This window comes from Acinetobacter sp. TUM15071 (assembly GCF_008980925.1).
Lineage (GTDB): Bacteria > Pseudomonadota > Gammaproteobacteria > Pseudomonadales > Moraxellaceae > Acinetobacter > Acinetobacter dispersus.
Genome location: NZ_BKGB01000003.1, coordinates 99,117 through 114,555 on the forward strand (window position 1 = coordinate 99,117; position 15,439 = coordinate 114,555).

General features: G+C 39.9%; 15 protein-coding genes. 3 read left to right on the top strand and 12 right to left on the bottom strand.

Features of this window, described 5'->3' with window-relative positions:
- Nucleotides 1-4 precede the first annotated feature (4 nt).
- From lpxK to GBI66_RS03975, 9 genes are all read right to left on the bottom strand, one after another.
- Complete coding sequence (gene lpxK, locus GBI66_RS03935) at nucleotides 5-1,012, bottom strand: tetraacyldisaccharide 4'-kinase (RefSeq protein ID WP_151715226.1); 1,008 nt, start codon at nucleotides 1,010-1,012, stop codon at nucleotides 5-7.
- 2 nt (nucleotides 1,013-1,014) lie between these two features.
- On the bottom strand, nucleotides 1,015-2,742 hold the full coding sequence (gene msbA, locus GBI66_RS03940) for a lipid A export permease/ATP-binding protein MsbA (protein ID WP_151715227.1): 1,728 nt from the start codon (nucleotides 2,740-2,742) through the stop codon (nucleotides 1,015-1,017).
- Nucleotides 2,739-3,167: a biopolymer transporter ExbD gene (locus tag GBI66_RS03945; protein WP_004806616.1), complete on the bottom strand. Its 429-nt coding sequence runs from the start codon at nucleotides 3,165-3,167 to the stop codon at nucleotides 2,739-2,741. Before GBI66_RS03945 ends, msbA begins: the two co-directional genes overlap by 4 nt.
- A gap of 14 nt (nucleotides 3,168-3,181) precedes the next feature.
- The gene (locus GBI66_RS03950) at nucleotides 3,182-3,811 is read right to left on the bottom strand and encodes a MotA/TolQ/ExbB proton channel family protein (RefSeq protein WP_151715228.1); all 630 of its coding nucleotides are present in this window, start codon (nucleotides 3,809-3,811) and stop codon (nucleotides 3,182-3,184) included.
- A 47-nt stretch (nucleotides 3,812-3,858) separates the two neighbouring features.
- Nucleotides 3,859-4,746 carry a ParB/RepB/Spo0J family partition protein gene (locus GBI66_RS03955; RefSeq protein WP_005187946.1) on the bottom strand — a complete coding sequence of 296 codons (888 nt, stop codon included), beginning with the start codon at nucleotides 4,744-4,746 and terminating at the stop codon, nucleotides 3,859-3,861.
- Nucleotides 4,743-5,525, bottom strand: coding sequence for a ParA family protein (locus tag GBI66_RS03960; RefSeq protein WP_151715229.1), 783 nt, complete (start codon nucleotides 5,523-5,525; stop codon nucleotides 4,743-4,745). Before GBI66_RS03960 ends, GBI66_RS03955 begins: the two co-directional genes overlap by 4 nt.
- An 18-nt stretch (nucleotides 5,526-5,543) precedes the next feature.
- On the bottom strand, nucleotides 5,544-6,179 hold the full coding sequence (rsmG, locus tag GBI66_RS03965) for a 16S rRNA (guanine(527)-N(7))-methyltransferase RsmG (protein WP_005212683.1): 636 nt from the start codon (nucleotides 6,177-6,179) through the stop codon (nucleotides 5,544-5,546).
- Between the two features lie 174 nt (nucleotides 6,180-6,353).
- Nucleotides 6,354-7,043, bottom strand: a complete 690-nt coding sequence (gene murU / locus GBI66_RS03970; protein ID WP_151715230.1) for an N-acetylmuramate alpha-1-phosphate uridylyltransferase MurU — start codon at nucleotides 7,041-7,043, stop codon at nucleotides 6,354-6,356.
- Nucleotides 7,043-8,056, bottom strand: a complete 1,014-nt coding sequence (locus GBI66_RS03975) for an aminoglycoside phosphotransferase family protein (RefSeq protein WP_151715231.1) — start codon at nucleotides 8,054-8,056, stop codon at nucleotides 7,043-7,045. Before GBI66_RS03975 ends, murU begins: the two co-directional genes overlap by 1 nt.
- A 118-nt stretch (nucleotides 8,057-8,174) precedes the next feature.
- Between GBI66_RS03975 and GBI66_RS03980 the strand changes: the two genes are divergently transcribed.
- Nucleotides 8,175-10,646: an LPS-assembly protein LptD gene (locus GBI66_RS03980; RefSeq protein WP_151715232.1), complete on the top strand. Its 2,472-nt coding sequence runs from the start codon at nucleotides 8,175-8,177 to the stop codon at nucleotides 10,644-10,646.
- Complete coding sequence (locus tag GBI66_RS03985; RefSeq protein WP_151715233.1) at nucleotides 10,646-11,959, top strand: peptidylprolyl isomerase; 1,314 nt, start codon at nucleotides 10,646-10,648, stop codon at nucleotides 11,957-11,959. Before GBI66_RS03980 ends, GBI66_RS03985 begins: the two co-directional genes overlap by 1 nt.
- Nucleotides 11,960-12,059: 100 nt before the next feature.
- On the opposite strand, the gene fba is transcribed toward GBI66_RS03985, so the two are convergent.
- The 3 genes from fba to GBI66_RS04000 all read right to left on the bottom strand — a co-directional run bounded on the left by fba (nucleotide 12,060) and on the right by GBI66_RS04000 (nucleotide 14,783).
- A complete protein-coding gene (gene fba, locus GBI66_RS03990; RefSeq protein ID WP_005153496.1) occupies nucleotides 12,060-13,097 on the bottom strand; it encodes a class II fructose-bisphosphate aldolase in 1,038 nt (345 codons plus the stop codon).
- Nucleotides 13,098-13,309: 212 nt separating this feature from the next.
- Nucleotides 13,310-14,461 (bottom strand): ATP-dependent RNA helicase RhlB, encoded by a 1,152-nt coding sequence (rhlB, locus tag GBI66_RS03995; protein WP_005187925.1) that lies wholly within the window; start codon nucleotides 14,459-14,461, stop codon nucleotides 13,310-13,312.
- Between the two features lie 109 nt (nucleotides 14,462-14,570).
- Nucleotides 14,571-14,783: a cold-shock protein gene (locus GBI66_RS04000; protein ID WP_004653893.1), complete on the bottom strand. Its 213-nt coding sequence runs from the start codon at nucleotides 14,781-14,783 to the stop codon at nucleotides 14,571-14,573.
- A gap of 356 nt (nucleotides 14,784-15,139) precedes the next feature.
- Between GBI66_RS04000 and GBI66_RS04005 the strand changes: the two genes are divergently transcribed.
- The gene (locus tag GBI66_RS04005) at nucleotides 15,140-15,379 is read left to right on the top strand and encodes a sulfurtransferase TusA family protein (protein ID WP_151715234.1); all 240 of its coding nucleotides are present in this window, start codon (nucleotides 15,140-15,142) and stop codon (nucleotides 15,377-15,379) included.
- Nucleotides 15,380-15,439: the final 60 nt, after the last annotated feature.

Consider the following 15,439-nt stretch of genomic DNA (forward strand, 5'->3'; position numbering starts at 1 on the left):
CTCTCTAAGAAAATTGAATACCGAGGTGCTGTAATTGTTGTTTTAACAGGTCATAACAATCTGCTGACAAAACAGCTTCAACGGGTACTACCCAAATTGGGGTAGTAAACTCAGGATGTTGCTTTAATAAAGTTTTAAACTTTACGGCATCTTTTTCCGTGGTAATAATGGCATCATGATTTTCAAATATTAAATCATCAATTTCATAATCATGATGGTCTGGAAATTCATGTGCCTGATATTGCTGTACAGTCAAAGATGCTAATGTTTGATAAAAGCGCTGAGGAAAACCAATTCCAACAACAGCATTGAAATATTGATTGGGATCAAACCAATTCGTATCTGTATTTACATTTAGAAGATAAGGTTGACCAACCGCTAAATGCATATTTCTTTGTGCTTGCGCAATTTTAGTATGCTCAATCACCGTACTTTCGCTTAAACGTGACTTAGGCTCGCGTAGATAACCTTCTGGCAATAATTTCTCATTTCCTAAACCACGATTTTGATCCAATACAATCCATTCTATCTGACGTGCCAAAGCCCAATGCTGCAAACCATCATCGCTAATGATTAGATCAAGCTGCTCATTTTCCAATAACAACTCGATAGACGCTTGACGATTGGGACCCACAGCCATTGGCACATGGGTAGATTGAACAATCAGACAAGGTTCATCACCAGCAGCATCAGGCTCAGATCTTTGAGTGACCAAAAGTGGGAATGGACCTTCACCACCATAACCTCGGCTAATTACACCTACTCGTACATGATGTTGTTGTAAATATTTGACCAATTGAATCAGCAATGGGGTTTTGCCACTGCCACCTACAGTAATATTTCCAATCACCATAACAGGTACAGGCGCTTTATATACAGGTTTAATCCCATGTTGATAAAGCGCTTTATTCGCACAAAACCCGAATCGGTATAACCATGACAATGGGCGCAACACCACCAACCACGAAGCTTGTTCATTCCAAGCATCCTGAAGACGCTGCGCCATCGACATACTTAGTTTTCCTCGAAATTACGTTGATGCAATTGGTAATACATTCCATGTTTTGCTAAAAGCTCAGCATGTGTACCTTGCTCAATAATCTGACCTTTATCCATTACTACGATCAAATCTGCATTTTCAACCGTAGATAAACGGTGTGCAATGACGATCGTTGTACGGTCTTGCATTGCTTTATCAAATGCTTGTTGAATGAAGTATTCCGATTCATTATCAAGCGCACTTGTTGCTTCATCTAAAATCAGGATTGGAGAGTCTTTTAAGATTGCTCTTGCAATTGCGATACGTTGACGCTGACCACCAGAGAGATTCAAACCTTGTGCACCAAGAATAGTGTCATAACCTTGTGGCAAGTTCATGATAAAGTCATGTGCATAAGCAGCTTTAGCCGCGGCAATCACTTGATCATCACTTGAGTCTTGTAACTGACCATAGGCAATGTTATCTCGTACCGAACGATTGAATAACACAACTTGCTGATTCACTGTCGCAATCTGTGAGCGTAAATAAGCCAGCTCAATATCTTGGACTGGAATGCCATCAAAATAGATTTGACCTTCGCTCAACTCTTGAAAACGTGGCAACATATTCACTAATGACGTCTTGCCTGCACCCGAACGGCCAACTAAAGCAACAGTTTGACCGGCTTTAATATCTAAAGAGAAATCTTTGATTGCATGCGTACCATCTTCATAGCGTAGGTTTGCATGATCGAATTGGATATTTCCCTTTAACACAGGTCTAAGTTGACCATTATTCACTTCTTCAGGCGTATCCAACAATTCAAATACTGAATGGGCCGCGGCTAAACCACGTTGTAACTTTTCATTGATATCAGTCAAGTTCTTTACAGGCTTTGAAATTAAGCCTGCAGCAGTAATGAATGAAATGAACTCACCCGCAGAGGTATCACCGAAAACCTGTGGACGTAACGCAAGCCAAAGAATAATCGCCATTGCCATCGACAATAGCAGTTGAATGATCGGGCTATTAATATTTTGCACCACCACCATTTTCAAACCGCGACGTAAATTCTCTTCAGACGATTTATAAAAACGTTTCTGTTCGAATTCTTCGCCAGTAAAGCTTTTTACCACCGAGTTTGCAGTAATGGTTTCTTGTACCACATGGTTTACATCACCCATGGTATTTTGTACTTGGATCGACAATTTACGCATTTTCTTAGATGCGATTCTGACCAATATCCCAATAAAAGGCATGAAAACCACAATACACAGGGTTAATCGCCAGTTGGTATAGAGTAGATAACTCAATAAACCAACAACGATCAAGCCATCCTTAATCAAGGTCTGTAGAGATTCAGATGAAGCCGCAGTTAACTGCTCAACGTTGTACATCAACTTTGCACTGATATGACCCGCACTGTTATCCAGATAATATTGCGCTGGCAATCTTAACAGTTTTGCATACACTTCCTGACGAATGCTAAACACCAAGCTACGTGAAATAACCGCGGAAAAGTAACCACCGAGAAAGAGGCCAACACCACGGAAAAACATCAATAGAACAATCAGTGCTGGAAACCAATCCAGATTGCTACGGCTACCTTCTTGAATAGCGTCAATGATGTATTTCAATAGCTTTGCGACGGAAACCTCTGTCGCTGCGTTGATTCCAAAACCAAGTAAGACTAATAAGGCAACGCCCCAATAAGATTTTAAATACGATATTAAACGGACATAAACCTTAAAATCCTGATTCACTCAGTAAAACCTCTCGTTGGAACTTTGGTGCTGATATTGACGTTAACAAAACCGAGTTGACCTGCGACATCCATCACTCGAATCACATCCTGATGTGCAGCTTTGGCATCAGCAGCAATAATAAACATAAAATCACGACGATCTTGTGCAACTTGCTTAATCGCTGTGCTTAAATCCGCGATATCTTTGCTTGATAACGCTTGACCATTCACAGAATAATGCCCAGTGGAGTCTACCATGATTTCAATTTTGTGATCGAATTGTTTAGGTGGAACACCTTGCGCATCGGGCAAAGTCAGGTTAATACGACTTTGTTGACTAAAAGTCGTTGATAATAATAAAAACACCAAAATAAATAACATACAGTCAATCATTGGCGTCAAATTGATATGAATATCTTCAACTTGAGAACGTTTAAACTTCATGATGCCACCTCGGCTTAGCTTGCACGACGGTGTTCTTGTACATGAGCCGCTTTTTTATAGAAAAGTGCAGCATGGAACAAGGTAGACTGTTGCTCTAATTCAGCAATATATTCATGTACAACACGCTGGAAATAACGGTATGCAATCATAGCAGGAATTGCAATGAGCATCCCGACAGCTGTTGTAATTAAGGCCTTAGAAATACCTGGCATCATCATACTGGCATTACCAGCAGAACCAACATCAATTACCAAAAATGACTCAATAATCCCCAGAACAGTACCAAGCAAACCCAGTAAAGGTGCGATTGCACTCAAAGTTCCAAGGAAGTTAATATTTTTTTCGAGATAACTGATTTCTTGAGACGCGGTTGCTTCCATTTGAGCGCGGGCAAATTGCTCACCTTGTTCTCGCTGATCAAAACCAGATTTAAGAATACGTCCTAATGGGCTTTTTTGAGCATCCTCTTGTTCTAATCGTGTAATGACTGCATCCACATCAGAACCAGTCACAAGCAAGGCTTGTGGTAACACTTGAGACCGTTTTAAACGAATGTATCGTTCAATTGTAATGGCAACCGTAAAAATTGATGAAAGAATAAGGGGCAGCATTAACCAGCCGCCCGCTTTCACAAGTTCCCACATATTATTCCCCAATAATATCTAAAATATAAAAGGATACACCCTCAATATTAGTTAGGTAAGCAAATATTGAGGATTCCATCCAACTCATCCAATGAGTGGTAATGAATGACCATTTTCCCTTTACCTTTTTGGTTATGGTCAATTTTAACATTCGCTCCGAAACGCTCAGATAATTTCTGAGTCAACTGTTCAATATCTGGAGATATTTGAGCTTTTTCCTTTTCAGGTTTTGGTTCACTCCACTCACGAACCAACTGTTCAGTTTGACGTACCGACAAACCTTTTTCAATTACGATTTGCGCAACTGCAATTTGATCTTTTGCTTTTAGCGTCAGAATCGCACGGGCATGTCCCATGTCAATCTGACCTTGCTGTATTAACTCTTTAATCGGATCAGCCAAGCTCAACAAGCGCAACAGATTACTCACCGTGGTACGTGCCTTACCCACAGTATCCGCAATTTCTTGATGACTTAAACCAAATTCATCATGGAAGCGCTGCAAAGCGACTGCTTGATCGATCGGATTGAGATCTTGACGTTGAATATTTTCAATCAACGCCAAAGCAATTGCGACTTGGTCATTTAAGTCACGTACAATCGCTGGAATTTCAGCCAAACCAGCTAATTGGGCAGCACGCCAACGACGTTCACCCGCAATAATCTCGTAAGGATGTTGCTCATCATCCACAGGACGGATCACAATCGGCTGCATCACACCATGCTTTTCAATCGATGCTGCCAGCTCTTGTAAATCTTGTTCTTGGATAAAACTACGTGGTTGGTATTCACCACGTTTCAGTAAATTGACATCAATTTGCTTGAGTTGACCATGATCCAAGGCTTGTGCTTCAAGTTGCAATTTCTCTTTTTGAATTGAACCTAATAGCGCATCTAAACCACGACCTTTAGCCAATCCGCGTTTTTTGATGCTCATACAGCACTTCCTTTTTTCACTTTACTTTTCTTCAACATTTCTGCGGCTAAATTCAAATATGCAATTGCACCTTTTGAACTCTTTTCAAAATAGATTACAGGTAAACCATGAGCGGGTGCCTCTGCCAAACGAATATTTCGAGGAACCACCGTTTCATATAATTTTTTACCAAAATATTGCTCTAACTCTGCTGATACATCACGTGTTAACGCATTACGAGCGTCATACATGGTACGTAATACCCCAACAATTTCCAAGTTTGGATTAAGGGCTTTTTGTATACGATCAATGGTCTGTGTCAGATCGGCCAATCCTTCCAAAGCATAGTATTCACATTGCATTGGAATAATCACACCATTCACGGCAGCCAAAGCATTGACGGTAATTAAGCTGAGGCTTGGTGCACAATCAACAATGATATAATCAAATGCAGCATCGACTTCTTGTAAAGCATTCTTCAGAATGAACTCACGACCGTCTTGTTCAGCAATCGCAAGTTCAACCCCAGCAAGCTCACGGTTTGCACCTAAAACTTTATAACCAACTTCTGCTTTTTGAATAGCCGTTTCAATTGGCACTTCACCCAATAACACATCTGTGACTGAATAAAGTAAATCATTCTTTTGAATACCAGACCCCATGGTGGCATTCCCTTGTGAGTCCATATCGACCAACAAGACACGTTTTTTCAAGATCGCCAAAGAGGCAGCAAGATTGACTGCTGTCGTGGTTTTTCCCACACCACCTTTTTGGTTTGCAATCGCAATAATTTGAGCCATGACTACCCTTAATATTTTTTATTGAATACGTTGAAGTAAAAGTAAATGACGCTGTTCATCCAATCTTGGCACACGCAGTTCAATGATCTTACATGAATACTGATCTTTCATCTGCTCAACTTCATCCTCTGGGATTAAGCCTTTCATTGCAGCAATGATACTTTGTTGATGCATATAAGGTTGTGCTGCATCTACAAAATCGGTCAATGAAGCAAATGCTCGACTTGTAATGACATCGAACTGACCAAGTTCTCCAATGCTGTCTTCATTTTCAACACGTGTTTGAACTGCAATTACATTCTTCAGCTTTAAGTCGGCAATAAATTGCTTTAAGAAACGAATCTTTTTCCCATTCGAATCTAATAGTACACAAGAACGTTCTGGTTGGCATAATGCAATGATCATGCCCGGCATACCACCGCCTGTGCCCACATCTAATAAACGACCTTGGGGCAAATCATTTAAGATACTTAAACTATCTAATAAATGTTTAACCAACATTTCTTTCGGCTCGCGGATCGCCGTTAAATTGTATGCCTTATTCCATAGCACTAGCGCATCTTGATATTTCAATAAGAGTGTTAGGGCTTCTTCACTTAGGTTAAGACCTAAAGCTTGGCTACCTTGCTTTAATTCTTGAAAAAAAGGATGCATAACAGTGCGACATCTCGATAAACTTGCTGTGCAGTATACCGATTTCTGATACAAGGCACAGCAGGACTTGTTGAACGATTATGCAGTTAATCATTTACAAGCATGATAAACTGCACAATCCTTTAAGTTTTTGTCTTTTCTTATGCAAATCACAGATAGACAAAGCATTTTTTATTATGCGAATGCGCCCTGCTTGATTTGTTGATCAAGCTGCTCCAAACGCTCAGGCGTACCAACATCGACCCAAATTCCTTGCAACTTTTCAGCTGAAACCTGCTGCTGCTGCATGGCTTGTTTCAATAATGGCGCTAAAGGTCGTTTGCCATTTTCCAAACCGGCAAACATCTGCGGTGCAAAAACAGCTACACCACTATAAGTTAAAGCTTCACCCAGTTGCTCTTGCTCAAAAGTGTAAGCTAAATCATGCGCTAGGATAAAGTCACCTTTTAAGTGCTGCGGTGGATTTTCAACCAACACTAAATGTGCCTGCTTATCTTCTAACTGAACATTTAACAATGAAGAAAAATCCATTGTGGTCCAGACATCACCATTGACCAAGATAAAAGGTTCATCACCCAACAATGGCAAGGCATTAATAATACCACCTGCTGTTTCCAAGCCTTCGCCTTCGTGTGACCATAAGATGGTTACACCAAATTGAGAGCCATCACCTAAAGCAGCAGCAAGTTTCTCACCCAACCAAGCCGTATTAATGACAATCTCGCTAATGCCTATTTTTTGCAACTTCTCAATATGCCAAACAATCAGTGGCTTCCCACCGACTTCCAGTAAAGGTTTTGGCGTATGCAATGTTAATGGTCGCATACGATTACCAAGACCTGCAGCAAGAATCATTGCTTTCATTATGCTGCAACCTCGTAATCACCATATTTTTCAATAAACTTCGGCATCACGATGTCACGAATGAACTGCATAAAGTCATTGAGCTCATCATAACCTTGGCTTTCTTCAAGCAAATACCACATCACACGCGGTAAATCTTTTAAATAGCCTGATTTGCCATCACGTTCAAATAAACGCACGAAGATACCCAAAATTTTCAAATGACGTTGGATCGCCATTAGATCTGCATCTCGCTTAAACTGCTCAAAACTACGATTTTCTTTCGCTGCTGCTGGCAATAAGTTATAGAACACTTCAAACCATTCGTAGACGCGCTCAGCATTCCACTGCACATAGGCATCACGCGTGATTGAAATAAGATCGTAAGTATCAGCACCGATCACTGCATCTTGGAAATCAATTACACCAAGCTCTTGTTCATTTTCGATTTTCATCAAATTACGACTGTGAAAATCACGATGTACAATTACTTGCGGTTGATTAGTCGCCTCGATCGCAAGGAAATCAAAAGCCTGCTCAATCGTTTCCAACTGCTGCTCTGTCGGCTGAATCTTCAATGATGGCAACATCCAGTCTGTCAACAGACGCATTTCCGTCATCAACTTCTCATAAGAATACGCTGGCAATTGTGTATCACCGTTGATCTGCTGTAATTCAATCAACTGCTTAAAACTTTGTGCATAGTATTGATCAACTGTTTGATCATTTAATAAGGTTGATAAAACAACATCACCAAAATCTTCTAACAGCAACAATCCTAAAGTTAAGTCTTTCGCAACGATATGCGGTACACGCACACCATTTTTATCAAAGAACTCATCAATGCTAACAAATGGAATACAATCTTCTTTTTCAGGAGGCGCATCCATGAGCATATATGTTTTGTTTTGTAACTTAATTCGCGCATAGCGGCGAAAGCTTGCATCTCCTGCCAAAAAGTTGATCTCAAATTGATCAGATTGGAGGGTGGCTTGAAGCCAAGTTTGTATCAATTGTTCACGTTGTGTATTCATTTGCAATAAAATCTAAAACTAGCTGAGATTTTGAAAGCTTAAGTGTAGCCACTTATCAACTTTTTCTCTATGATGCGACAATAATTAATTGTGAATTAGCGTATTGGTTAATGAGACAATGAAACATCAGTTTAAATTTAATCCTTTAGCAACAGCTATTTTGACACTCTTGTGTGGCGGCTCGATCCAATCAGGTTTCGCGGCTCCGGCTGATGCTGTCTCTACGCTTGACAATAAACAGCTTAAAGCAGCGATCCCGAATCAGGGACAGCAAAATCAAGAAAGTTATCCTGGGGAAAGTTTTTTCCAGCAATATTATGTAGACAAATCTGCACCTGAAGCACAGTTACGTGATAATCGTTATTTAAGTTCTTCATTTTGCCAAGGAACTTGGGTCACTCCGATTAATCCTGAAGCAAAAGCGGGTGATGCAAATACAACCACTTCGGTACTCACCGCAGATTACGGGCATTACAACCCAACGGGCGATTCTGTTCTGCAAGGCAATGTTGTGATTGACCAAGAAGGTCGAACTATCCGTGCTGACCAAGTCACAATCGACTCGACACAAACTTATGCCAATGCCGAAGGTCGTGTGCAACTTGCTCAATCTGGCCTGCTCTCTCAAAGTGATGCAATTAACTATAATTTAAAGACACAAACAGGTGATTTAAATAATAGTTTCTATATCTCAGAGCAGCAGCATGCACATGGTCACGCTAGCCAGATTAAACGTGCGAATGAAAATTTAGTTATTTTTAAAGATGCAAGCTACACCGCTTGCCCACCTGAACAAAAACCAGCATGGAAAATTCAGGCCAAAGAAATTGAACTCAACCAAGATACAGGCCGCGGTGTAACGCGTAATACCAAACTCTACATCAAAGATGTACCTGTACTGGCTATACCTTACTTCAATTTCCCGATTGATGACCGGCGTACCACAGGTCTACTCAGTCCAAATTTTGGTTACAGCAATGATGGTGGTGCGCAATTAATCACCCCTATTTATCTTAACCTTGCGCCTAATTATGACCTTACGCTTACACCAAGTTATATGAGTAAACGTGGTCCAAAGTTAGATGCAGACTTCCGCTATATGACTGAAAACTTTGGTGCGGGTCGTATTTGGGGTGGCTATATTGCAAGTGACAACCAGTATGGTGATGAAGCGCGTGATGACCTTCATTTTATTCACAATTGGCGAATTAGCGACCAGTGGTCAACCAATTTAGAATACAACTACGCCTCTGATAAAGATTACTTTGCAGACTTTAATAATAATCCAAACACACGAACGGATCTGAATTTACGCCGTGCTTGGGAACTCAATTATCAAAATGGAATTCCCGGTCTTAGAGCACAGTTAAAAGTTGAAGACTTCCAAACACTGGATAAAACTGTTAAAGATGTCGACAAGCCATATGCTCGTCTTCCACAATTTTTATTAAATTACGTTACAGGTGATGCACAAGGTCTACAGTACGAGTTTAATAACGATACGGCTTACTTTAAAAAGTCTGTAAATGATGGTTCAGCACTCGAATCGAGTGGTACCCGTATCTATAACCAGTTTGCGGTTCGCTACAACTACTTGACCCCATCTTGGTTCTATGTGGTTCCAGAAGTTTCTGTACGCAGTATTAATACGTTCTATGATCAAGACTCAAAAGAAGGTCGCGGACTTTCTGCTTCTGATGATTTAGAAAAATCAGTCGTTGTGCCTCAATTCACACTTGCGACTGGTTTAACATTTGAGAAAGAAGGCAAATACTTACAAAGTATTTCTCCTCGTGCCTTTTATGCATATTCACCTTATAAGAATCAAGACGATCATCCAAACTTTGATTCAACCACCGCATCAATCAACTATGATCAACTCTTCAACCCATATCGTTTTTATGGGCATGACCGCTTAGATGACAACAACTTCTTATCACTCGGCGTAACTTATAGTTTATTAGATACTGAAGGTTTAGAGCGAATTAAGGCAAGTGTAGGTCAAAGTTATTATTTTAGTGACCGTCGTGTAAGTTTAAATGAAAAGCTTGACGAATTTGATACTCAAAATCGTACAGGTCCGATCATTAGTCTATCAAGTCAGCTTAACCAAAACGTGACCATCACCTCAAACTCCGCGTGGATGTCGAATGGCGATAATGCACAAAGAGATTTTCAGGCTTATTACACAGGTGATAAAGGTAATCTCTATAACTTAGGCTATTTTTACCGTAAAGATATCCCTGATCGTCAGGATTCTTACGATCAAGTTGTTGCATCCTTTATACAACCTGTAAAAGACAATTGGCGTATTATGGGCCATGCTCAATACGACATCGACAATCAAGTTATGCGTGAATATTTACTTGGCGTAAATTATGAGTCTTGTTGTTGGGCTGTTTCGGTATATGGCCGTTCTTACTATAACGATCTGGATGATCCAAATGCTCCAGACGTTCGTAAAAAGAACGCAGTTATGGCTGAATTCACCCTAAAAGGTCTTGGTGCTTTAAACAACAAGCTTGCCTCTCTCCTCGAAAACAGAGTTTTAGGTTTCAACAAAATTAATCAATCTTGGACACAACGTTAATGAAGATAAAACCTTTTCAACATATCTTTAAAGCGACTGTTCTCGCTGCCCTAATTTCTTCATCAATGCAAAGCTTTGCACAACCTACGGATGAGGTTGTTGCAGTTGTGGATAGTAGTGTTATTCTAAAAAGTGATTTAGAACAAGGGATTGCCGAAACAGAACATCAGTTAAAAGCACAAAATAAAACTGTTCCACCACAGCAGTATTTACAAATGCAGGTGCTTGATCAACTGATCATTCGCCAAGCTCAATTGGAACAAGTTAAACGTTATGGTATTAAACCAGACGAAAAAAGTTTAAATGCTGCGGTGTTAAAAGTGGCAAACCAATCAGGTGCCAACAGCTTAGAAGCATTTCAACAAAAATTAGATGCAATTGCACCAGGAACTTACGAGAATTTGCGTAATCGTGTTGCAGAAGATTTAGCGATTGGTCGCTTGCGTCAACAACAGGTCATGTCGCGTATCAAAATCAGTGATCATGATGTTGAAAACTTTTTAAAATCACCAGAAGGCCAAGCTGCACTAGGTACGCAAGTCCATGTGATTCACATGCGTATCGCGGGTGAAAACACAAACGATGTACAGCAAATTGCTCAACAAGTGAAACAAGCACTTTCAACCAGCGATGATGCCAAAGCAATTAGCTCAAAATTATCAACTGCAGCAGTAAAAGTTGATGGCGCAGATATGGGTTTCCGCTCATTATCAGAGATTCCAACTGAACTTTCTGCACGTATTGCACCACTGCAAGTTGGACAAACCACTGAACTAATCAATGTTCGTGATGGTGTGCATGTATTAAAGTTGCTTGAACGTAAACAGAATGAGCAAAAAGCATTAGTTCCACAATATCAAACTCGCCACATTTTGATTCAATCATCAGAAGTGGTTAGCTTGGATCGTGCAAAACAAATGATCGATAGCCTCTATAATCGCGCTAAAGCTGGCGATGATTTTGCAACATTAGCAGCAACTTACTCAAATGACACAGGTTCAGCACGTGATGGCGGCAGCTTAGGTTGGGTCAGCCCAGGTGTGATGGTACCTGAATTTGAAAAAGTAATGAAAGAAACGCCTGTTGGACAAATCAGTAAACCGTTCCAAAGCCAATTTGGTTGGCACATCCTACAAGTTCTAGGTACACGTGAACAGGATATGACCAAAGAAGTACAAGAACGTATGGCACGTCAAATTTTAGGTGAACGTCAATTTGATACTGAAGTTGATAGTTGGATGCGTGAACTTCGCGCCAATGCTTATGTCGAAATTAAAGATGCAAGCCTAGATTCAAAGGCACAACAAAAATAAGTAAATTAAAAATGCCAGCGATTGCTGGCATTTTTATTCTCTAGGATATAAATAAAAAAATAGCGGCTATTGCCGCTATTTTTTCTGCATTACAAATTAATTACTTGTAACGATCAACCATTTTCTCTAAAGAAATTGGGCGAATCTTATCTGCATTACCTGCTGTACCGAATGCTTCGTAGCGCGCAACACAAATTTCTTTCATTGCTACCACTGTTTCACCAAAGAATTTACGTGGGTCAAATTCACTTGGTTTTTCAGCCATCATGCGACGCATTGCGCCAGTAGAAGCTAAACGTAAGTCGGTATCAATATTAATCTTACGTACACCATGCTTAATCGCCTCTACAAGCTGATCAACAGGCACACCATAAGTTTCTTTAATATCACCGCCATACTGGTTAATCACCGCCAACCACTCTTGTGGTACAGAGCTTGAACCATGCATTACAAGATGTGTATTTGGTAACGCAGCATGAATTTCTTTAATGCGGTCAATTGCCAAGATATCGCCTGTGGGTGGACGTGTAAACTTGTACGCGCCATGTGAAGTACCAACAGCAATCGCCAAAGCATCGACATTGGTATCAGCAACAAATTGAGTTGCTTCTTCAACTGATGTTAACAATTGAGAGTGGTCAAGCACACCTTCTGCACCCACACCATCTTCTTCACCAGCCATACCAGTTTCAAGGCTACCTAAGCAACCAATTTCACCTTCAACTGAAACACCACATGCATGCGCAATAGACACCACTCGACGGGTTACATCAACATTGTAGTCATATGATGTTGGTGTTTTACCATCTTCACCCAATGAACCATCCATCATAACTGAGCTAAAGCCCAACTGGATAGAACGCTGACAAATATCAGGGCTAGTACCATGATCTTGATGCATTACCACTGGAATATGCGGCCATTCTTCAATCGCAGCCAAAATAAGATGACGTAAGAAAGGTGCACCTGCATATTTACGCGCACCCGCCGAAGCTTGCACGATAACAGGTGAATTGGTTGCATCCGCAGCGAGCATGATTGCACGCATTTGTTCTAAGTTGTTTACGTTAAACGCTGGTACGCCGTAGTTATGTTCTGCAGCGTGATCCAAGAGCTGGCGCATTGAGATTAGAGCCATAATATCCTCCCAGGTAATGCGGCATATTCTACATGTTGATCTATTTCAATTCAGCAACTAATCACAGTAATTCTAAAAAAATCTTTAATCTTTTGTGTAATTTGAGTAGTAATTCCAACTAAATAATCAAAAAGGCCAAATCACAAAGTAATTTGACCTTTTCCAAAACAAATATCTAAGCCCTACATAGCTCAAATAGAGTCATTTAAGACTTAGCAATAACCCTCTAAACGAGTTAATGGCAATTTTTTACCAATCGCTTTTTCAATTTCTGGCAAATAGAACGCATCATCTTCCGACAAGAAACTAATACTCACGCCTTGTGCACCTGCACGTCCTGTACGGCCAATACGATGCACATAATCATCCGACTGCTCTGGCAAGGTAAAGTTAATCACATGTGAAACGCCATCCACATGAATACCACGACCAGCAACATCTGTTGCAATCATAATATTGTTCTTACCTTGCTTGAATTGGTCCAACATTTTTAAACGCTTATCTTGTGCAATTTCACCCGATAGCATGCCAACTTTATAACCATCACGTTTCAAATGATCATACAAGCGACGAACCTGATCTCGACGATTCGCAAAGATCATCACCTTATCAATTGGCTCTTCACGTAAGATTTCTTGTAACAGCTTATATTTGTCTTCTTTCGCTACGACGTATACACGCTGCTCTACATCACTATTCGTTTTTTGCTCTGGCTCAATTTCTACCGTAACAGGTTCAAATAGCCACTGGCGTGCAAGATTTAAAACATCATAGCTAAATGTCGCAGAGAACATCAAAGTTTGACGTTGTTCTTTAAATGGCGAAAAGCGAACAATTCGTTTAACCGATGGAATAAAGCCCATATCAAGCAAACGGTCGGCTTCATCAATCACTAAGAATTCAATTTTGTCTAACCAAACTTCTTTCTGTTCAACAAAATCAATCAAACGCCCTGGTGTTGCAACAATAATATCGACGAAGTTCCGATCTAACATTTTCTTTTGCTTTTCAAAATCTACACCACCTAACAATGTAACAAGGTGCAAGTTTGAAAATTTCGTGAGTGCCTGAGCATCACTTTCAATCTGTAACGCCAACTCGCGTGTTGGTGCTAAAATTAACGCACGTGGCTCACCACGAAAACGTTGCTCTTGAACTGGATTATTTAATAGATCATTGATCACACTAATCAAAAAGGCAGCTGTTTTCCCAGTACCCGTTTGCGCTCGACCAATGGCATCATGCCCTGCTAATGTATATTTTAAAACCTTTTGCTGAATTGGGGTCATTTGTGTAAAACCCAAAGCATCAATCGCTTTCTTCAACTGCGGATGTAAATTTAAGGTTTCAAAACCAGATGTCATATATGCACTCGAACCATCAATGAGCAAAATAAAGTCGCTATTATAAACTATAAAAAACAAAAACGCCCCAATCTTATTGGGGCGTTTTTTATTGCGTTAAGGCAACAAATTAGTCTAAAGGCTGAACGTTTTCAGCCTGGAAACCTTTTTGTCCTTGAACAACACTGAATTCTACGCGTTGGCCGTCACGTAAAGAACGGTGGCCATCACCCATAATTGCGCGGAAATGAACAAATACGTCATCACCACCATTACGCTGAATAAAACCAAAGCCTTTAGTGTCGTTAAACCACTTTACTACGCCTTGTTCACGAGCTGTCATAAGTCAATCCTCAGATATTGAAAGATAAGGACCTTCCGGTGTTGCAAACAGCAGAGCCAACAAGGTTTTAAAATATTTATAATTTTAAAGCTTGTAATCATTCTGTAAAACTATCAACAATTTCCGGTTACATCCATTTGTTATAGAGTTTAATATAATAAAATTTAATTAAACACTTTCTAAAACGCATCGAGCTTATCATGGGTTTATCACAATTAATAGAAGTTTTTTTAGTTATTTCCGATATTTCTATCTGTTTTTTTCAATAATTTAGCTGTTTTTTTAATGGAATTTTTCTCTCAAAAATTACGCAAAAATTTGTTAAGATAAATTTGAAAAAATCGATTTAGATGAATATGAGCAACACACACAACTCGCCTATCATTATTGATGCTTTAGGACAACCATGCCCTATGCCACTATTGATGTTGAAACGTGCTTTAAAGAAAGCCAACGGCATACAACAATATCTATTGAAATCTTCTGATCCACATAGTGAAATTGATGTAACACGATATTGCCAAATCCAGCAACTTCAATGTTTAACTCAAAAAATTTCAGACACTGAATTTCACTATTTAATTGAATCTATGTGATTCTTTGCTAAACTCTAGCTAAAGATAAACTAGACAACTTTACATTTTTATACTCAAATT

Coding starts and splice junctions, on each gene's coding strand:
- GBI66_RS03985 (WP_151715233.1), top strand. CDS start 10,646: ATGAAGATAAAACCTTTTCAACATATCTTTAAAGCGACTGTTCTCGCT.
- GBI66_RS03955 (WP_005187946.1), bottom strand. CDS start 4,746: ATGAGCATCAAAAAACGCGGATTGGCTAAAGGTCGTGGTTTAGATGCG.
- murU (WP_151715230.1), bottom strand. CDS start 7,043: ATGAAAGCAATGATTCTTGCTGCAGGTCTTGGTAATCGTATGCGACCA.
- GBI66_RS03945 (WP_004806616.1), bottom strand. CDS start 3,167: ATGAAGTTTAAACGTTCTCAAGTTGAAGATATTCATATCAATTTGACG.
- fba (WP_005153496.1), bottom strand. CDS start 13,097: ATGGCTCTAATCTCAATGCGCCAGCTCTTGGATCACGCTGCAGAACAT.
- lpxK (WP_151715226.1), bottom strand. CDS start 1,012: ATGTCGATGGCGCAGCGTCTTCAGGATGCTTGGAATGAACAAGCTTCG.
- GBI66_RS03950 (WP_151715228.1), bottom strand. CDS start 3,811: ATGTGGGAACTTGTGAAAGCGGGCGGCTGGTTAATGCTGCCCCTTATT.
- GBI66_RS04000 (WP_004653893.1), bottom strand. CDS start 14,783: ATGACAGCTCGTGAACAAGGCGTAGTAAAGTGGTTTAACGACACTAAA.
- rsmG (WP_005212683.1), bottom strand. CDS start 6,179: ATGCATCCTTTTTTTCAAGAATTAAAGCAAGGTAGCCAAGCTTTAGGT.
- rhlB (WP_005187925.1), bottom strand. CDS start 14,461: ATGACATCTGGTTTTGAAACCTTAAATTTACATCCGCAGTTGAAGAAA.
- GBI66_RS03960 (WP_151715229.1), bottom strand. CDS start 5,525: ATGGCTCAAATTATTGCGATTGCAAACCAAAAAGGTGGTGTGGGAAAA.
- GBI66_RS03980 (WP_151715232.1), top strand. CDS start 8,175: ATGAAACATCAGTTTAAATTTAATCCTTTAGCAACAGCTATTTTGACA.
- GBI66_RS04005 (WP_151715234.1), top strand. CDS start 15,140: ATGAGCAACACACACAACTCGCCTATCATTATTGATGCTTTAGGACAA.
- GBI66_RS03975 (WP_151715231.1), bottom strand. CDS start 8,056: ATGAATACACAACGTGAACAATTGATACAAACTTGGCTTCAAGCCACC.